The 18,399-nt window shown below is 71.2% G+C and carries 17 protein-coding genes; 6 read left to right on the top strand and 11 right to left on the bottom strand.

Annotation, left to right across the window (positions count from 1 at the left end):
• Positions 1-171: 171 nt before the first annotated feature.
• Positions 172-1,134 carry an alpha/beta hydrolase gene (locus ACFQGU_RS05175; protein WP_386764398.1) on the bottom strand — a complete coding sequence of 321 codons (963 nt, stop codon included), beginning with the start codon at positions 1,132-1,134 and terminating at the stop codon, positions 172-174.
• Positions 1,135-1,320: 186 nt separating this feature from the next.
• On the opposite strand from ACFQGU_RS05175, the gene ACFQGU_RS05170 reads away from it, so the two are divergent.
• Positions 1,321-1,776 (top strand): hypothetical protein, encoded by a 456-nt coding sequence (locus ACFQGU_RS05170; RefSeq protein ID WP_386764396.1) that lies wholly within the window; start codon positions 1,321-1,323, stop codon positions 1,774-1,776.
• 311 nt (positions 1,777-2,087) lie between these two features.
• Here the strand turns inward: ACFQGU_RS05170 and ACFQGU_RS05165 are convergent, their stop codons facing one another.
• From ACFQGU_RS05165 to ACFQGU_RS05155, 3 genes are read right to left on the bottom strand one after another with little or no spacing between them, the layout of a single operon-like run.
• The gene (locus ACFQGU_RS05165) at positions 2,088-2,282 is read right to left on the bottom strand and encodes a ferredoxin (RefSeq protein ID WP_386764394.1); all 195 of its coding nucleotides are present in this window, start codon (positions 2,280-2,282) and stop codon (positions 2,088-2,090) included.
• The gene (locus ACFQGU_RS05160; protein ID WP_386764392.1) at positions 2,266-3,273 is read right to left on the bottom strand and encodes an alpha/beta hydrolase fold domain-containing protein; all 1,008 of its coding nucleotides are present in this window, start codon (positions 3,271-3,273) and stop codon (positions 2,266-2,268) included. The genes ACFQGU_RS05165 and ACFQGU_RS05160 overlap by 17 nt, the downstream gene beginning before the upstream one ends.
• A 9-nt stretch (positions 3,274-3,282) precedes the next feature.
• Entirely contained in the window at positions 3,283-4,611 is a 1,329-nt protein-coding gene (locus ACFQGU_RS05155) for a fatty acid desaturase (RefSeq protein ID WP_386764390.1), read from the bottom strand.
• Between the two features lie 290 nt (positions 4,612-4,901).
• On the opposite strand from ACFQGU_RS05155, the gene ACFQGU_RS05150 reads away from it, so the two are divergent.
• On the top strand, positions 4,902-5,108 hold the full coding sequence (locus ACFQGU_RS05150) for a hypothetical protein (protein ID WP_386764388.1): 207 nt from the start codon (positions 4,902-4,904) through the stop codon (positions 5,106-5,108).
• Positions 5,109-5,291: 183 nt separating this feature from the next.
• On the opposite strand, the gene ACFQGU_RS05145 is transcribed toward ACFQGU_RS05150, so the two are convergent.
• The 3 genes from ACFQGU_RS05145 to ACFQGU_RS05135 form a co-directional block, all read right to left on the bottom strand.
• On the bottom strand, positions 5,292-5,708 hold the full coding sequence (locus ACFQGU_RS05145) for a (R)-mandelonitrile lyase (RefSeq protein ID WP_449280325.1): 417 nt from the start codon (positions 5,706-5,708) through the stop codon (positions 5,292-5,294).
• Positions 5,709-5,773: 65 nt separating this feature from the next.
• On the bottom strand, positions 5,774-7,348 hold the full coding sequence (gene guaA, locus ACFQGU_RS05140) for a glutamine-hydrolyzing GMP synthase (protein ID WP_386764384.1): 1,575 nt from the start codon (positions 7,346-7,348) through the stop codon (positions 5,774-5,776).
• 92 nt (positions 7,349-7,440) lie between these two features.
• Positions 7,441-7,959, bottom strand: coding sequence for a hypothetical protein (locus ACFQGU_RS05135; protein ID WP_386764382.1), 519 nt, complete (start codon positions 7,957-7,959; stop codon positions 7,441-7,443).
• 150 nt (positions 7,960-8,109) lie between these two features.
• Between ACFQGU_RS05135 and ACFQGU_RS05130 the strand changes: the two genes are divergently transcribed.
• Together ACFQGU_RS05130 and ACFQGU_RS05125 are read left to right on the top strand one after the other, a co-directional pair.
• Entirely contained in the window at positions 8,110-9,849 is a 1,740-nt protein-coding gene (locus tag ACFQGU_RS05130; protein ID WP_386764380.1) for an ABC transporter transmembrane domain-containing protein, read from the top strand.
• Between the two features lie 32 nt (positions 9,850-9,881).
• Complete coding sequence (locus ACFQGU_RS05125) at positions 9,882-11,627, top strand: ABC transporter ATP-binding protein (protein ID WP_386768159.1); 1,746 nt, start codon at positions 9,882-9,884, stop codon at positions 11,625-11,627.
• Between the two features lie 88 nt (positions 11,628-11,715).
• Here the strand turns inward: ACFQGU_RS05125 and ACFQGU_RS05120 are convergent, their stop codons facing one another.
• Both ACFQGU_RS05120 and ACFQGU_RS05115 read right to left on the bottom strand, forming a co-directional pair.
• Positions 11,716-12,357, bottom strand: a complete 642-nt coding sequence (locus ACFQGU_RS05120; protein ID WP_386764378.1) for a response regulator — start codon at positions 12,355-12,357, stop codon at positions 11,716-11,718.
• Entirely contained in the window at positions 12,354-13,502 is a 1,149-nt protein-coding gene (locus ACFQGU_RS05115) for a sensor histidine kinase (protein ID WP_386764376.1), read from the bottom strand. Before ACFQGU_RS05115 ends, ACFQGU_RS05120 begins: the two co-directional genes overlap by 4 nt.
• Positions 13,503-13,689: 187 nt before the next feature.
• Between ACFQGU_RS05115 and ACFQGU_RS05110 the strand changes: the two genes are divergently transcribed.
• Together ACFQGU_RS05110 and ACFQGU_RS05105 are read left to right on the top strand one after the other, a co-directional pair.
• Positions 13,690-14,325 carry a hypothetical protein gene (locus ACFQGU_RS05110; RefSeq protein ID WP_386764374.1) on the top strand — a complete coding sequence of 212 codons (636 nt, stop codon included), beginning with the start codon at positions 13,690-13,692 and terminating at the stop codon, positions 14,323-14,325.
• A 73-nt stretch (positions 14,326-14,398) separates the two neighbouring features.
• Positions 14,399-14,953, top strand: a complete 555-nt coding sequence (locus tag ACFQGU_RS05105) for a dihydrofolate reductase family protein (RefSeq protein WP_386764372.1) — start codon at positions 14,399-14,401, stop codon at positions 14,951-14,953.
• 70 nt (positions 14,954-15,023) lie between these two features.
• Here the strand turns inward: ACFQGU_RS05105 and ACFQGU_RS05100 are convergent, their stop codons facing one another.
• Both ACFQGU_RS05100 and ACFQGU_RS05095 read right to left on the bottom strand, forming a co-directional pair.
• Positions 15,024-16,739, bottom strand: a complete 1,716-nt coding sequence (locus ACFQGU_RS05100; protein ID WP_386764370.1) for a GMC family oxidoreductase N-terminal domain-containing protein — start codon at positions 16,737-16,739, stop codon at positions 15,024-15,026.
• Positions 16,736-18,355, bottom strand: coding sequence for a succinic semialdehyde dehydrogenase (locus ACFQGU_RS05095; RefSeq protein ID WP_386764368.1), 1,620 nt, complete (start codon positions 18,353-18,355; stop codon positions 16,736-16,738). The genes ACFQGU_RS05100 and ACFQGU_RS05095 overlap by 4 nt, the downstream gene beginning before the upstream one ends.
• Positions 18,356-18,399 lie beyond the last annotated feature (44 nt).

Here is an 18,399-nt window from a genome sequence, read left to right as displayed (position 1 = left end):
TGCAGAGCCTCTGCACTATGTGCATCGCTGCATCCTACGGGCGATTGCTCGAGGTAGACATCACGATGTCATAACATGTTGATCAGGGCGCCTGCCGTGACATCGATGGTCCGCGGGGATCCGCGGGGCCTCTCAGTCCTCGACCACACGAAGTATGCCGTCTTGAGCCCTCTATTTGTCTAGTCCTGCACGCTTTTTGTTTTGTAACGACTTAATGGCGCGCACGCGGTCCGCCATCGCCCGCTCTGAGACGGCGGCCGCGGGGGCGAACAGCTCGAACGCATGCGGCACTGCCGGGTGGAGGTGGAACTCCAGTCGGACCCCGGACTCGAGCAGGCGGCCGGCGAACGCGGTGATCTCCGCCCGGAAGATGTCCAGCTCGCCGACCTCGAGGTACGTCGGCGGCAGGCCGACGACGGTCTCCGCTCGCAGCGGCGCCGCGTAGCCCGACGCGGCACCGTCGGTGCCGACGTACGCACGCCACGCGGTGAGGTGGTCGTCGTACGTCCAGGTCGCGACGGCATCCAGGCCGGCGTCGCGTTCGCACGTGCGGTCGTCGAGCATGGGGTACACGAGAAGGAGGCCGGCGATCTCCGGACCGCCCTCGTCTCGCGCGCGCAGTGCCACCGCTGCCGCCAGGCCACCGCCGGCGCTCTCCCCGCCCACGACGATCCGATGAGGGGCCCATCCCTGATCGCGCTGGCCGGCGACCCAGCGAAGCGCCGCCATGCAGTCGTCGACGGGAACGGGGAACGGGTGCTCCGGAGCGAGTCGGTAGTCGACGGCGACGACGCACATCCCTGTGCGTACGGCGTACTCGCGGCAGATCGCGTCGTGGGTCTCGAGGTTGCACATGATCATGCCTCCGCCGTGCAGGTACAGCAGCACGCCGTCCGAGTCGCGAGTGTGGGGACGGTAGATTCGCAGGCCGACCGAGGCGCCCTCGGCCACCGTCATCGTGACGTCCTGCGTCTCGACGTCGACGGCTGGCGCGTACTTCGTGCGCAGCTCCGAGAACATCGCGTGGGTGTTGTGCCGGCGCGTGGCCCAATCATCAACCGGCACCGGAGCCGCGGGCTCCGGCCCGAACATGGCGATGAGCCCGGCAGCGACCTCGGGATCCACGTCGTACATCGGCCCTCACCTCGTCGATCGCACGAGCAGGATCGGCGGGCCGGCGGAGCCGGGCGACGTCCTACCCTCCGGGGGCTAGCTCTGCACACTGTGCATAGGTTGCAGAGTAACTGCGTGATGTGCATAGTACGGGAGTGCAGCAGGCCATCAACCTGCAACCGTCGCGTTCATCGGAGGGAAGCAGCCGTGAGGTACATCGGACTGGACACGGCCACCGCCGTACAGCGCTTGGCAGGCGCCAGGGTCGAGTGGCACACCGTCGGTGACGAGGGATCGGACGCCGAACGCGCTCTGATCGACACCTTCCTTGCCGAAGGCGAGCGGCAGCTGCGCGGCACGTTCGACGCGGAGCCGCCGGCGGTTGGCGAGGAGCACCAGGCGCACTGCGCATGGCACACCAACGCTGTCGACGAGGTGCACACCTTCCTGTCCGGCACAGGCCGGTTCGAGTTCGCGACGCCGGACGGCGTGATCGCGGTCGTGGCCGAAGCCGGAGACGTCATGGTCAACCGAGGCGCCGAGCACCGCTACCTGCCGCTGACCTCCCAGCGCCTGCGCCTGCGCCACTCGGGCCCGCCCGACGGCGACTTCGGCTACGTAGCTACCACGACTCCCAACGACCCCTGGTCGGCCACCGAGTAGGCGTCCTCCGTCGGGGAGCGAAAGGAAGGGAGGGCTGCCGACCCGAGAACGACGCTTGTCCGGTTCTATGGCCCTTCTCCCGGGCCGGCGGCACCTCCGGCACCAGCCCTACACCTGCCAGCACATCCGGCGCGGCCAACGCCGTGTCGACGGATCTTGGACCGACCGCAGGCGAACGTGGAACGGCCCGTTGCCGACCGGGGGATCCGGAGCGACGCGCCTCACTCACCGACGCCCCGTCCGCGCCATCGATTCGGTCCTCGTACTGCTGACTGGACCGGCCACGCCGTCAGAGGTCCGGCGTGAGGCTCCTAGTCCACGGTGAGCGAGAGCACCTGCATGGGGCAGTTCCGCACTGCCTCCTCAGCCGCGGCGCGGCGGTCCTCGCTGGGTGTCTCGTCGAGGATCTCGACGAAGTTCTCCTCGTTGAGCCTGAAGAGGTCTGCGGCGGCAATCACACACATGCCGTAGGCCTCGCACTCGTCGTAGTCAGCGCTCAACTTCATCGGATAGATGCCCTTTCACGTCTGTAGCCGCCTGTCCGGTGCGGTTGGACTCCGCGGTGGGGAAGTGGCTCCACACGTGCGCGGACATCCGCTCGAAGAGGTCCTCCGCGGCGTCAAGCCGACGGCTCATCCCGTAGAAGGCATGGATCATGCCGGTGTAGCAGACGTAGGTGACCGGTACCCCGTCGCGGCGAAGCCGATGCGCATACGCGTCACCATCGTCGCGCAAGGGGTCGTACTCGGCGGTCGCCACCAGCGCGGGAGGCAGCCCCGCCAGGCTCTCGGCCGACATGGGCGCGGCGTAGGGATGAGTGGCGTCGGACTCCGTAGCGAGGTAGTGGTCTGCGAACCAGGTCATGTCCTCGGCCTCGAGCAGCAGCCCTCTCGCGTTGGCGATCATCGACTCCGTCTCCACGCCGAACTGCATCGGGGCGTGGACCAGAACCTGGCTGGTTATCCCTGGCCCCGCCTCGTCGCGGGCCTTGAGGCAGACTGCCGCGGCCAACGTCCCGCCGGCGCTGTCACCGACGACAGCCAGCCGCGCCGGGTCGACACCGAGCTCGGCGGCGTGCTCAGACACCCAGCAGGTGGCTGCGTAGGCGTCATCGAACGGCTCGGGGAACTTGTGCTCTGGCGCCTTCTGGTAGTTGACCGCCACGACGACGCAGCCGGTCCGATTGGCCAAGGCTCGGCTGGGCGCATCGAAGATGCCGATGTTGCTGATGACGAAGCCGCTGCCGTGGAAGTAGACGAGGACGGGCGCAGCTTCGCCGACCGCAGAGTCTGGCCAGTAGACGCGCAGCGGGAGGTCCGCGCTAGGTCCCGGGATGAACCAGTGCTCCACACGCGCCACGTCCTCCGGCGGACCGAACAGCTCGACGAAGGCGTACGCCCCGCGACGCGCCTCCGCGACTGTCTGCTGCCGTAGAGGTGGACGCCCGGCCTGAGCCATCGACTCCAGCAGCGCTGCGGCTTGGGGATGCAGGGCCATGTCAGCGCCTCACGTGCCGGCGTCGCTCGTGACGTCCGGGTTGTCGCCCAGCGCGACCAGCAGCCGGCCGTCGACGATCTCTACGGCGTACGTGACCAGCGGGACCCGCGCCGGTCGTCGCACCGGCTCCCCGGTCAGCACGTTGAAACGTCCGTTGTGCTTGGGACACTCGATCACGCAGTCGTCGAGATGGCCCTCGGCAAGGTGCGTCTGACCGTGCGTGCAGAGGCCGTCGCTGAGTGCGTAGATGTCCCGACGCGTGCGGAACAGGGCGTACGTGTGACCGCCTACGTCGATCCGCTTGACCTGGCCGGGCTGGACGAGGTCCAGGGGACCGAGATCGGTGCGCTCCTCGAGACCCGCCGCGACGGCCATGCTGGTCGCCAAGCTGCTGGCTGGGATCTTCGTAGCCGTGAGGCGGAAGGCGGCGCTGTCGGGCACCTCACGCCCGGGGATCTCCCAGTCGGGGTTCCGTCGTTGCATGCGTAGCGCGTGGACGATCTCCTTGTAGGCGTCGAGGACCGACGCCTTTGGCGCAGGCAGGTACTGCTTCACCTCTTCATGCAGCTTCGGCAGAGCGTGGTAGGGCACCGAGGGGAAGAGGTGGTGCTCCAGGTGGTAGTTCATGTTCAGGTACAGGAAGCGGAACACCGGGTTCATGTAGACGGTGCGGGTGCTGTACCTGTGGTCGAGGACGTCCTCGTTCAAGCCCGCGTGCTGGGTGATCGCGAAGAACCACACCATCCACACGCCGTAGAACGAGGGCAGGCCGATGAAGAGGAGCGGCACGATGGACCCGGCGACCACGCACCACACGACGACCGCCCCGAGGATGAGGACGAAGGCGCGGGCCTCTCGGATCACCCTCGGGAACTCTGCCTCGGGCACGAACTCGCGGGTGTCCTCATCGATCTTCCCAGCAGCGTGCTGCGCCATGCGCAGGAGCATGTGCGGGCCGCTGATCAGGTTCAGGTAGTTCGGCAGGACGCTGCGAAACCGGAACGGCCGGGGGAAGCTGATCTCGGGGTCGCGCCCGACGATGATGGTGTCGGAGTGGTGACGCACGTGGGACCACCGCCACAGCGTGGGCTCGCGCAACAGCATGAACGAGGCCACGAGGTAGACGACGTCGTTCGGCCAGCGCGTCTTGAACGCGGTGCCATGGCCGTTCTCGTGCCACCTGGGGTCGGCCGCTCCCCCGTAGAGGGCGCCGTAGGCCGCGAAGGCCGGAATCGCCCACCAGCTGCCGAGCGCGCCAAACGCCAGGAACCCAGCCCCGACCAGCAGCAGAAGCCACAGCGTCGTGTCTCGAATCGCAGGTCCGTTGCGACGCGTCATGAGTTCCCGGAGCCGAGCCGGGTCGATCGGCGGCCGGTACCACTCTGCGTCGGCCAGTCCCAGGCTGACGGCCTGCTGCGCCCGCTCACCGGTAAGGCTGTAGTCCCGCGGTAGGGGTTCCCCGGAGCCGGCGCGGGGGGCTCTCCCAGAGGTCATCGACACTCCTTATGTTGACTTCAAGCAGAATAACAGGTGGCGTCACGACACATTAGGCTGCTCGCCAACGTAAATCAGACGGGTCGCGGTGCTCGGGCCGTCAACCACCCCTGCAGTCGTCGTGCCGTCGCGGGGTGGACCTCGTCGAGGCGCGAGGACGCGTCGCACTCCTGCTCGAACGCGAGCGGGCCGACACCTGGCGCGTACAGGGCTACCGCAAGGCTTCTGCGGCGCTCGACGCCGTCGGGCCCGCCCGGTCGGCGTCGCGCATCGAGCACGGGACCCTGACCGACCTGCCCGACGTCGGGCCGAGGACGGGGCGATGGCGACTGAGGCCGTGAGGGGTGCCAACCCGGCGTACGTCACCGAGCTCGCGCAGCGATGCGCGGGCGCGCAGCCACGCAGCGTCGAGCCGACGTAGAGGATGGTCGACGCAGCGTGATGATCGAGAGGCTCGTGCGACGCGCCCCGTCGGCGCTGCCGTCACGCGCCCTGATGCCTCGGGCCGGCTGGGGCCGCGACCGTCAGCGACCGGCTCCGTCGTCAGCGACGTGCTCGAGCCACGTGCTCTCCGCGACGTCCGAGCCAGGTTCCGGCGCCTCCCAGATCGACAGGTGCGTCATGAGGTGATCAGGATGCGCGCCGTGCCAGTGCTCGACGCCCGGACCACAGGTGACGGCCTGCCCGGGGTGGACGGTGACGACCTCGCCGCCCCGCTCCTGCGTCAGAGCCACGCCCTCGGTGACGTACAGGGTCTGGCCCACGGCGTGGGAGTGCCAGGCCGTACGGGCGCCAGGAGCGAAGTGCACCGACATCAAACGCAGCCTGGAGGGTCCCTCAGCCCTGACGATCACGTCGAACCAGGCGTCGCCCGCGAACCTCTCCGCGGGTCCCTTGACCGAAGCACCGGGATAGCTGGGCTGGTTGGGCTCTGCCGTCATGGTCGGCGATCTCCTTACTGGGCGGGCGGGATCTCAGACTGCCGTGCCAGGTCGTCGCTGGTGGCTCATTCCCACTCGATGGTGCCCGGAGGCTTGCTCGTGATGTCGAGGACGACGCGGTTGACCTCGCGCACCTCGTTGGTGATGCGGGTCGAGATCCGTGCGAGCAGGTCGTACGGCAGGCGCGACCAGTCGGCCGTCATGGCGTCCTCGCTCGACACCGGCCGCAGCACGATCGGGTGGCCGTACGTGCGGCCGTCGCCCTGGACGCCGACCGAGCGGACGTCGGCGAGCAGCACGACCGGGAGCTGCCAGATGTCGCGGTCGACGCCGGCCGCGGCGGTCTCCTCGCGCACGATCGCGTCGGCCTCCCGCAGCACCGCGAGGCGGTCGCGCGAGACGGCGCCGACGATGCGGATCGCGAGGCCCGGACCCGGGAACGGGTGGCGCCAGACCATCTCCGGCGGCAGGCCGAGCTCGGCTCCGACGGCGCGGACCTCGTCCTTGAAGAGGGTGCGCAGCGGCTCCACGAGCGAGAACTGCAGGTCGTCGGGAAGCCCGCCGACGTTGTGGTGGCTCTTGATGTTGGCCGTGCCGGTGCCGCCGCCCGACTCGACGACGTCCGGGTAGAGCGTGCCCTGCACGAGGTAGTCGACCTGCTGCCCGTGGGCACCGGCCTCCTCCACCACCTCGCGGGCGGCGTCCTCGAACACGCGGATGAACAGGCGGCCGATCGTCTTGCGCTTCTCCTCGGGGTCGACGACGCCGTCGAGCTCGTCGAGGAACCGGTCGACCGCGTCGACGACCTTGAGGCGGATGCCCGTGGCGGCGACGTAGTCCTTCTCGACCTGCTCGCGCTCCCCCTTGCGCAGGAGCCCGTGGTCGACGAAGACGCAGGTGAGGTTGTCGCCGACGGCCTTGTGCACGAGGGCAGCCGCGACAGCCGAGTCGACGCCGCCGGACAGGCCGCAGATGACGAGCCCGTCGCCGACCTGCGCGCGGATCGCCGCGACCTGCTCGTCGATCACGTTGGACGCCGTCCACGTGGGCTCGAGCTTCGCGATGTCGTAGAGGAAGTGCTCGAGCACCTTCTGGCCGTGCTCGCTGTGCATGACCTCGGGGTGGAACTGCACGCCCGCGAGGCCTCGCGAGGTGTCCTCGAACCCGGCGACGGGTGCGCCGTCCGACACGGCGACGACGGTGAAGCCGTCGGGTGCGCGGTGCACGGCGTCGCCGTGGGACATCCACACGGTCTGCTTCTCGGGGGTGCCCGCGAAGAGCGTCGAGCCCTCCGAGGTGACGGTGATCCGGGTGCCGCCGAACTCCGACAGACCGGTCTGCGCGACCTCGCCGCCGAGCGCCTGCGCCATGGCCTGGAAGCCGTAGCAGATGCCGAACGTCGGCACGCCCGTGCCGAACAGGGCCGGGTCGACCTGGGGTGCGCCCTCGGCGTACACCGACGACGGGCCGCCGGACAGGATCACGGCGGCGGGGTCCTTGGCGAGCATCTCGGCCACCGGCATCGAGGACGGGACGATCTCGCTGTAGACGTTCGCCTCCCGCACCCGGCGGGCGATGAGCTGGGCGTACTGCGCCCCGAAGTCGACGACGAGTACCGGGCGGTGCGAGGGGGCGGTCACCGGGATGGGGCCCTTCGGACGACGGAGCGGGCGGTGCCCCCGATCGTAGTCGGGGGCGGCCGCCCGCCCGAACCGCGCCTGTGCTGCCGGCGTCAGCCGCCGACCGATGCTGCAGAACCAGCGGCGCCGATCGCAAAGGCGATGATGATGAATCCGATGATGGCGATGCTGAGGCCAACTGCGATCCAGGAGCAGACAACCCCGGCCTTCACCATTCCCTCACCCGTGAGAGCACCTCCGGAGGCTGCGATCTCACGCTTGGCACCGGGTGCCAGGGCGAGCGAAACGATCGCCGGCACGATGCCGATTCCGTACCCACAAAGCAGTACCAGACCCACGATGCCGAGCACCATGACGGCGACGGCCTTGCCCGAGGACTTGGGGACCCCGTAGCCGGCCGCCGGGGGGTACGGCTGCGATGCGGGCGAGTTGTATCCCGTCAATGGCGGAGTCGACCCATAGACCGGAAGCGGCGGGGGCGGCGGAGGCGGCGGCGTGGCCGGAGTGCCGTACGCCGGCGGGTCGTTCGGGATGCCGGGCACCTGGGCAGCGGCGCCTTCGGGCGGCGGGGCGAACGGGTCGCCCTCGGCCGGCTGGTTGGGGTCGCTCATCGCAAGTCTCCGTGTCCCTGGGAAGTCGTCGGCCGGCCTGCGGCCGGGAGCCGGAGCATCACCGGCGGGACAGACGCTAGCCAAGATCACGTCCGCGTGGGGCAAACCTCGGCGACCTCGGCACCCGGACGGGCCTAGTCTCGCTGGGCCATGTCGATGCGACGCCTGCCCCACCCCGACCCCGGGATCCCGGACCTGCGCTCGGCCACCAGGTACCTCCTGTGGACCGCGCGGGGGCAGTGGCGCACGCTCGCGCTCGGCGTCGTGTGGGCCGTCACCTGGTTCGCCGCGCAGGCCGTCGTGCCCGCGGCCCTCGGCGCCGGCGTGCAGGCGGCGTCCGAGGGGCGGCAGTCCGACGTGCTGCGGGCCGCCGCCGCGCTCGCGCTGCTCGGGGCGGTTCAGGCTGCGGCGGGGATCCTGCGCCATCGGATGGCCGTGACCAACTGGATCGCAGCCGCCAGCCGCGTGCAGCAGCTGGTCGTGCGGCACACCGCGCGGCTCGGCTCGCGCATCACGCGCGACGTCGCGACCGGCGAGGTCGTGGCGGTCACGTCGTCCGACGTCGAGAAGATCGGCAGCGGCTTCGACGTGTTCGCACGATTCGCCGGCGCCGTCGTCGCGTTCGTCGGCGTGGCCATCGTGCTGTTCCGGTCGTCCCCCGCGCTCGGCCTCGTCGTGGTGATCGGTGTGCCGATCCTCGGCCTGTCGGTGGCGCCGCTCCTGAAGCCGCTCGAGAGGCGGGAGTCCGACCGCCGCGAGAAGTTCGGCCTGGCCACCGAGCTCGCGTCCGACACCGTGGCAGGGCTGCGCGTGCTGCGCGGCATCGGTGGCGAGGAGCTGTTCGTACGCCGGTTCCACGAGGCGTCCCAGGAGGTGCGCACCTCGGCCGTGCAGGTGGCCCGCGTGCGCTCGACCATGGACGCTCTGCAGGTCGCGCTGCCCGGCTTCTTCGTCGTCGCTGTCACGTGGCTCTCCGCCCGCCTCGTGGTGTCGGGCACGCTCGAGATCGGCGAGCTCGTCGCGTTCTACGGATGGTCGGCGTTCCTGCTCATCCCGCTTCGGACCTTCGTCGAGGCCGCCCACCGCTGGACCTCGGCGTACGTCGGCGCGGGGCGCGTCGTGCACCTGCTGCGCATCCCCGTGCCGGACGAGACGGGCCTCCCGATGCCGGCTGCGCGCGCAGCCGCCGCGGTGCTGCACGACCCGGCATCCGGGCTGACCGTGCAGCCGGGCCTGCTCACGGCGGTGGTCTGCGCCGAGCAGTCGGTGGCCGACTCGATCGCGCTGCGGCTCGCGGGCCTCGGCGAGGGCGCCGACGCCGTGACCCTCGACGGCGTGCCGCTCGGCGAGCTCGCGCGTGCCGACATCCGCGCCGCCGTCGTGACCCAGGACAAGGACCCGGTGCTGATGTCGGGCACGCTCGCGCAGCTCCTCGATCTGCCCCGCTCGGGCCGCGTCGGCGTGCAGCAGGCGGTGGAGGCGGCGTCGGCCTACGACGTGCTCGACGCGCTCGTCGACTCGAGCCCCGAGGTGTCCGACCCGATGCAGGCGCGGGTGACCGAGCGCGGGCGGTCGCTGTCCGGCGGCCAGCGGCAGCGGCTCGCGCTCGCCCGCTCGCTCGTCGTCGACCCCCCGGTGCTGGTCCTCGACGAGCCGACGAGCGCGGTCGATGCGCACACCGAGGCGCGGATCGCCGTGGCGCTGCGCGAGGTGCGCGCGGGGCGCACGACCGTCGTGCTCACGTCGTCGCCGCTCGTCCTCGACATCGCCGAGCACGTGGTGCTCGTGCTCGACGGCGAGGTCGTCGCCGAGGGCAGGCACCGCGAGCTGCTGCACAGCGATCCGCGCTACCGCGCAGTCGTCACGCGCGAGGAGGTGACCGCGCCGTGAGGCCGCCCGAGGACGCCGTCGCCGCGAGCACCATGACGGGCACGTCGCTGCCCATCGCGGGCGAGGCCACCCTGCGTCGCTACGTGCGCTCGCTGTTCCGCCGTCACCGCCGCGCGTTCGGGATCGTGATCGCCGCGCACACGGTGGCAGCGGGTGCGGCGCTCGTCGGGCCGATCGTGCTCGGCGGCCTCGTCGAGGGCCTGTCCACCGACCTCTCGACCGCCCGCGTCGACCTCGCCGCGGGAGTCTTCCTCGTGGCGCTCGTGATCCAGACCGTGTTCACCCGCATCACGCGGCTGCGCGCGGGGATCCTCGGCGAGGAGGTGCTCGCCGACCTGCGCGAGGACTTCCTCGCGCGCGCCGTGAATCTGCCCACCGGCGTGGTCGAGCGGGCCGGCACGGGCGATCTCGTGTCGCGCACCACGACCGACGTCGACCGTCTCAACCACGCGGTGCGCGACGCCGTGCCCGAGATCGTGATCGCCTGCATCACCGGCCTGTTCGTGGGAGGCGCGCTCGTCATCACCGCCCCGCAGCTCGCGGTGGTCTGGCTGGTCTCGGTGCCGCTGCTCGTGGTGTCGTCGCGGTGGTACTTCAAGCGGGCGCCTCAGTCGTACCGCGCCGAGTCGGCGACGTACGCCTCCGTCAGCGCGTCGATCGCCGAGACGGTCGATGCCGGCCAGACCACCGAGCTCTACCGCCTCGGGCCGCAGCGCACCGCGATCACCGACGCGCGGATCGCGCGCTGGATCTCCTGGGAGCGCTACACGCTCTGGCTGCGCACGTGCTGGTTCCCGGTGATCGAGGCGGGGTACGTCATCCCGCTCGTCGGGGTGCTGGCGTACGGCGGGTGGCTCGTGTCGCAGGGCACGATCTCGATCGGCCAGCTCACCACCGCCCTGCTGCTCACGCAGATGCTCGTCGAGCCGATCGACCTGATTCTCATGTGGTACGACGAGCTGCAGGTGGGCCAGGCGTCGCTCGCGCGCCTGGTCGGCGTGCAGGAGGTGCCCGACCCCGAGACCGACCCGTCGCTCTCGCCCGTCGACGACCGGCTCGTCGTCGACGACGTGCGCTTCGGCTACCGCGCCGGCCGCGACGTGCTGCACGGCATCGACCTCGACGTCGCACCCGGCGAACGCCTTGCGCTCGTTGGGCCTTCGGGCGCAGGCAAGTCCACGCTCGGCCGTCTGCTCGCAGGCATCTACGCCCCGCGGACCGGAACGGTGGAGATGGGCGGCGCCGCGCTGTCGATGATGACCGCCGAGGCGGTGCGCACCCAGGTGGCGCTCGTGAACCAGGAGCACCACGTGTTCGTGGGCACCGTGCGCGACAACCTCCTGCTGGCACGTCCCGACGCCGACGACGAGGCGCTGCTCGCCGCGCTCGACGCCGTCGACGCGACGCCGTGGGTGGCCGAGCTCCCCGACGGCCTCGGCACCCGTGTCGGCACCGGCGGGCACGGTCTCGCACCCGGGCAGTCGCAGCAGCTCGCGCTCGCGCGGCTGATCCTGGCCGACCCGCACACGCTCGTCCTCGACGAGGCGACGTCGCTGCTCGACCCGCGCGCCGCTCGCCACCTCGAGCGCTCGCTCGACGCCGTGCTCGAGGGCCGTACGGTCATCGCGATCGCGCACCGGCTGCACACGGCGTACGACGCCGACCGCATCGCGGTGGTCGACGGCGGTCGCATCACCGAGCTGGGCAGCCACGACGAGCTCGTCGCGGCCGACGGCGCCTACGCGGCGCTGTGGCGCAGCTGGCAGGACGCCGACTGACCCTCGTCAGTGTTCTCATGAGGGTGCCCCTGGGCGCAAGAGGCCCGGGGTGCTACCCACTGGGCCCGGTTCCGGGGCGGAGCACCGCTCAGACGAGACCGTGACGATGTGCGTGGATGACGACCTGGATGCGGTCGCGAAGGCCCAGCTTGGTGAGCAGGTGCGCGACATGCGACTTCACCGTGCCCTCGCCCAGCGAGAGCTCACCGGCGATCTCGCGGTTGGTGAGGCCACGGGCGACCAGCAGGTAGACCGAGCGCTCGCGCTGGGTGAGTACCTCGACGAGGTCGACCGGGGCGGGCCGCGGGGCGGAGACGTACTTGGCCACGATCTGCTCGACCGTCGCCGGCGAGAGCACCGGCTCGCCCTCGGCCAGGCGCCGGAGCGCGGACACGATGCGCTCGGGCGGGTCCGTCTTGAGGAGGAAGCCGCTGGCACCGGCGGCCAGGGCGTCGTGGACGACGTCCTCCAGCCCGTACGTCGTGAGCACGCAGATCCGGGTCCGCACCCCCCGGTCGACGAGCTCGCGGGTCGCCGCCACGCCGTCGAGCCGCGGCATGCGCACGTCCATCAGCACGACGTCCGGGTCGAGCCTCAGCACAGCCTCGATCGCCTCGTAGCCGTCCGCCGCCTCTGCGACCACGGCGAGGTCGTCGTGCGGAGCGAGGATGGTCGTGAGGCCTGCGCGGACCACGGACTGGTCGTCGGCGAGCACCACCGACACGGTCATGCGGGCACGGGGATCTCGGCGAGCAGGGCCCACCCGCCGGCCGGAGCGGGCCCGGCAGTCATCCGTCCGCCGAACACGGCGACCCGTTCCTGGATGCCCGCCAGCCCCATCCTCAGGCCGGCACCCCCCTCGCGCCCGGGCCCGTCGTCCACCACCTCGACCCTGACAGCGACCGGGGTGCAGTCGACCGACACCGAGCAGGTCGTGCCGCCTGAGTGCTTGAGGGCGTTGGTGATCCCCTCCTGCGCGATGCGGTAGGCCGATGCCTGGATCTGCGCCGGCGCCCGACTCGAGTCGCCGCGGACGTCGCACCGGACCTCGAACCCGGGCATCGATGCATCCACGGCGAGCGACGGCACGTCGGAGATCGTCGGCTGCGGCGAGGTGGCGGACGGCCGCTCCTCGCGAACGACGGCGACGAGCGTCTCCAGCTGCGCGATCGCCTGCTCGGCGGTGCTGCGTGCAGCACGCACCGAGGCACGGGCGAGAGCCGGGTCGAAGTCGAGCGCGTGATCGGCCGCACCCGTCTGCAGCACGACGACGCCGAGCCCGTGAGCGAGGATGTCGTGCAGCTCGCGAGCGATGCGCGACCGCTCCGCGGTCGCTGCCTCCGCCCGCTCCTGCTCGGCGCGCAGCCCGCTCGCCGCCGCCTGGCTGCGGGCCTCCGTGAGCAGATCGCGCAGCCGTCGGGCACCCACACCGGCGGCCGCGACGACCGCGAGCAGCAGGGTCGTGAAGACCACGGTCGGAAGCACCCCCGCGGTCGGCGCGCTCACGCTGAGGGCGGCGTCGAAGCCGAAGCACACCGCGATGACGTACGGCAGGTTGGCCCCGTACGACGCCGCCGAGAACACCGCCACGACGGCGATGAGGACCGACGCACCGGACTGGTAGGTGCCGTAGAGGAGTGCGATGAGGGTCATCGCGCCGAGCGAGATGGTGAAGCTGGTGAGGGGCAGAACGCGGCGCAGGACCAGCACCGCGCCCGCGAGACCCATGAGTGCCGCAGTCGCTGCACCGTTGTAGGGGAAGTCGCCCGAGTGGAGCCCGTCCGACGCCCCGAGCGCACCCAGCCCCAGGGCGATCACGACGTCGAGCGCCCAGGCGCCGCGACGCCGCCAGGTCTCACGGGGATCCGCCAGCACGCCGGAAGGCTAGCCCCGCGATGGGTCTCGCGTCCTCTGCCGATCGGGAGAGGCGCGTGTGCGCCGCTCGGCACCGAAGACGGGCCTCGCGGCAGGCGCGGCAGCCCCCGCCTGATCCCTAGCGTCGAGATGGCGCCGCGGATCGCCGGGCGAGACCCTCCCCACCGCGACGTCGAGTGGAGGGACCATGGACCGCTTCATCCGCTTCGGGCTCGTCGTCGGCGTCGCCGGGGGCGCGCTGCTCGCGCTGGGCTCAGGGCTCGCGTTGGTCACGGCCGGCGGACAACCGCTGTCCGTGCAGACGACGACGACAGCGTTCGTGCTGGCCAGCGCCCTGCGCCTGCTCGGTGCGGTCGGCATGGTGCTCGGCATCACCGGCCTCGTCGCGCTCTGCTCCGAGCGCGGTGGCCGGTTCCTGATGACGGCGTACGCGCTCGCCATCGGTGGCCTCGCCCTCAACATCGGCTGGATCTGGTGCGACCTCTTCATCAGCGACACCGTCGCCAAGCTGGCCCCGGCGGTGCTCGACAGCGCCACGTCCCAGGGCACGCGCCTGGACACAGGGGCCCTCCTGGCCTGGATCGCGAACGCGACCCTGCTCGTCCTTGCGGCTGCGGTGGCCCGTACCCGCACCGTGCGACGGAGCAGCTGGCTCACACTGGCCGCCGCGGGCGCCATCACGCTCGTGCCGCTCCCCTTCGACGGCCCGGTGTACGAGGTGCTCATCGGCGTCCTGTTCGCACTGGCCGCCCTCCTCGCTCTGACCGGGTCGTCCGTGCGGACGGCAGTCGAGCCGCGAGCCGCCGCGTCCCAGGTCGTGTGACGCGTCAGCGGCACGGGTCCGGCAGCCGCCCGGAGCGCTTGGAGGCGGACGCACCACCTGGCACGCTCGTCGGATGGGACGCCTCCTGGTCACCGCGATCTGCTCCGTCGACGGCTACGTCGCCGACACCGAGGGCTCGTTCGAGTTCGCCTTCCCGACCGCCGAGGTGCACCAGGCGGTGAACGACCTCGAGCGCGGCGTCGGCACGCAGCTGCTCGGCCGCCGCACCTACGAGGTCATGACGTACTGGGAGACCGCGCCGACCGAGGGCGACGACCCCGAGGCCGACTTCGCGCGGATCTGGTCCGGCGTCGAGAAGGTCGTCTTCTCGACCACGCTCGCCGAGGTCAGCGCGCCACGCACCCGCCTGGTGCGGGCCTTCGACGTCGAAGCGGTGCGCGCGCTCGTCGAGGCGGCCCCGCACGACGTCGAGATCGGCGGCCCCACCCTCGCCGCCGAGGCCTGGCGCGCCGGTCTGGTCGACGAGGTGCGGCTCTTCCTCGTGCCGGCAATCGTCGGCGGCGGTCTCGCGGCCCTGCCGGACGGCGTACGCCACCGGCTCACCCTGCTCGAGCAGCGCACCTACGACGAAGGCTTCGTGCTCCTGCGCTACGCCGTCCAGCACTGACCCGAGCTACTGCCCGAATGGTCGTTGAGCGGCGTCGCTCAGCGACCATTCGGGCAGTAACTCGAGGACCTCAGTCGGTGGGGACGGCGCGGTCGGCGTGGCGGATGTCGACGATCGGCAGGCGCAGGGCGGCCGGTGCGTGCGCGGGTACGACGGGTCCGCGCGGTGAGACCGCGGGCACCGGCACGTACTCCGAGCCGAGCGGCGGTCGCTGGTCCGCGTCGCCCTTGTTGGGCCACAGCGCCATCGCGCGCTCGGCCTGCGCGGTGATGGTGAGCGACGGGTTGACGCCGAGGTTGGCCGAGATGGCCGCGCCGTCGACCACGTGCAGACCCTCGTGGCCGAAGACACGGTGGTAGCCGTCGATCACGCCGTGGTCGGCATCGGCACCGATGCACGCGCCGCCCACGAAGTGCGCGGTCATCGGCGCGTCGAGCAGGTCGCCGAGCTGCCCCATCGGGAAGCCGTCGATCTTCTCGGCGATCCGCCGCGCGGCGTCGTTCGCCGCCGGGATCCAGGTGGGGTTCGGCTCGCCGTCGCCCTGGCGCGAGGTGAGCTTGCGGCGTCCGAGCCGGGTCTTGATCGTGCTGACCGTGATCGAGTTGTCGACCGACTGCATCACGAGAGCGATCGCACCCTTCTCCGACCAGCGGCGCACCGACAGCGAGCGCACGGCGTCGCGCGGGCTCGCGGCCATGTCGTGCACCCACACCTTCCAGCGCGGGGTGCCGACCTTGCCGTCGGTCAGGATCGTGCCGAGCATCCCCATGAGGTTGCTGCCCTTGCCGTAGCGCACGGGCTCCACGTGGGTGCGCTCGTCCGGGAAGAACGACGACGTGATCGCGACGCCGGGCGTGAAGTCGGTGTCGTTGCTGCGCGCCACCGCGCCCACGATCGACTCGCTGTTGGTGCGCGACATGACACCGAGACGGTTCGACAGCCGCGGCAGGAAGCCCGAGTCCTTCATGCGGTGCAGCAGCTTCTGCGTGTTGTACGTGCCCGCCGCGACCACGACCTGGTCGGCGGTGAAGGTACGCCGCTTGCCGATCGGGCCGGTGCGCGTGGTCTCGACCCAGTAGCCGCCCTGCGGCCGCGGACGGATCGAGAGCACCGTGGTCAGCGGGTGCACGGTGGCGCCCGCGGCCTCGGCGAGCCCCAGGTAGTTCTTGGGCATCGTGTTCTTCGCGTTGTGCCGGCAGCCCGTCATGCACGAGCCGCACTGCTGGCAGCCCGAGCGCTCCGGGCCGACGCCTCCGAAGAACGGATCGGGCTTGGTGACGCCGGGGCCCTCGCCGAAGTACACGCCGACCGGCGTGAGCTTGAAGGTGTGCCCCACGCCCATGTCCTCGGCCACCGACTTGAAGACGTGGTCGAGCGGCGTCGGATAGGGGACGTCGGTGACGCCGAGCATGCGCGACGCCTGGTCGTAGTACGGCAGGAGCTCGGACTGCCAGTCGGTGATCCCCGCCCACTGCGGGTCCTGGAAGAACTCCTTCGGTGGCACGTAGAGCGTGTTGGCGTAGACGAGCGAGCCGCCGCCGACGCCGGCGCCGCAGAGCACGAGCACGTCGGGCAGCAGGTGGATGCGCTGGATGCCGTAGAGACCCAGCTTCGGCGCCCACAGGAACTTGCGCACCCGCCAGGAGGTCTTGGCGAAGTCCTCGTCGGCGAAGCGGCGCCCGGCCTCGAGGACCCCGACGTTGTAGCCCTTCTCGGTCAGGCGCAGGGCGGTGACCGAGCCACCGAAGCCGGAGCCGACGACCAGGACGTCGTAGTGCGTGCTCACTTCACCCTCAGCGTCTTCAGGGCCTTGAAGGCGGTGGTCATGAGGCCGGCCCACTGCTCGTCGGTGCGGCCGAACGGGGACCCGAAGCCGATGAGGCTCTGGACCGCGACGGTCTGCGGCTCGGTGTACTTCATCAGGCCCTCGACGCCGTGCCGCCGACCGAGGCCCGAGTCCTTCATCCCACCCATAGGCGCGCTGATCGAGCCCCAGGTGGCGCCGTAGGCCTCGTTGACGTTGACCGTGCCCGCATGGATACGGCGAGCCAGCGCAAGGCCGGCCCGGGTGTCGCGCGTGAGCACTGCGCCGTTGAGTCCGTACTCGGTGTCGTTGGCCATCGCGACGGCGTCGTCGTCGGTGCGGAACGTGTAGACGCTCGCCACCGGCCCGAACGTCTCCTCGCGGCAGACTGCCATCTCGGCGGTGACGTCGGCCAGCACCGTCGGCGCGTAGTAGAACGGCCCGACGTCCGGGAGGGGCTGGCCGCCGGTGAGCACCCGCGCCCCCTTCGCGACCGCGTCGTCGACGTGGTGGCTCACCTTCTCGAGCTGCCGCGCAGAGACGAGCGACCCCATGCCCGCGCCCCAGCCGACGTACGGCACCAGGCGCAGCGCCTCGACGCGGGCGAGGAACAGCCGCAGGAAGTCGTCGACGATCGACTCGTGCACGAGCACCCGCTCGGTGCCGATGCAGAGCTGGCCGGCGTTGGCGAACGAGGCGCGCTCGGCGATCTCGGCGGAGCGCTCGAGGTCGGCATCCGCGCGCACGACCACGGCGTTCTTGCCGCCGAGCTCGAGCGAGCAGGCGATGAGGCGCTCGCCGCACCGCCGCGCGATGTCGCGGCCCACGCGGGTGGACCCGGTGAACATCACGTAGTCGGCTCGCTCGACCACGTGCGGGCCGATGTGCGGTCCGTCGCCGATGACGACGTTCATGAGCCCCTCGGGCAGGCCGGCCTCGACGAGGAGGTCGACCATCCGCAGCGCCGTGACGGTGGTCTGCAGGTCGGGCCGCAGGACGACGCCGTTACCCGCGAGCAGCGCCGGCAGCGCGTCGGTGACGGCGAGGCTGATCGGGTAGTTCCAGGGCGAGATGATGCCGACGACGCCCTTGGCGTGGTGGTGCAGCGTGGCCCGGGTCAGCACCGGGAACACGCCGAGGTGGCGCTCCGACGACAGCATGCGCGGCCCGACGCGCGCGTAGTGGCGCGAGGTGAGGGCGCAGTCGGCGAGCTCCTCGTAGGCGTCGCGCCGTGCCTTGCCCGTCTCGATCTGCGCGACGTCCATCACCTCGGCCTGCTGCGCGAGCACGAGGTCGTGGAAGCGCAGGAGCACGCGGGCGCGCTCGCGCGGGGTGCGCTGGGCCCAGGCCCGCTGCGCCCGGCGCGACATCGCGAAGGCGTGCTCGACGTCGGCCTCGGTCGAGATCGGCAGCGTCGTCGCACGCTCACCGGTGAACGGCGCGACGGTGTCGTGAAGCACCGGTCGAGCGCCCACCACCGCGTGCCGCAGCAGCCGGCGCACGAGCGCGTCGTCGAGCGCAGCCGGGTTCTGCACCCTGATCGGGACCTGCGGAGGGACGGTGTCGGGCAGGGTTCGGACGTCAGCCTCGGCGCTCATGCCGCGAGGGTAGCCGCTGCGGTTACCGGTCGGTAGCCAGGGAG

Source organism: Longivirga aurantiaca (genome assembly GCF_042660085.1).
GTDB lineage: Bacteria > Actinomycetota > Actinomycetes > S36-B12 > CAIYMF01 > Longivirga > Longivirga aurantiaca.
Note: the sequence above shows the minus strand (reverse complement) of the source record. Positions and strands in the feature narration are given on the sequence as shown.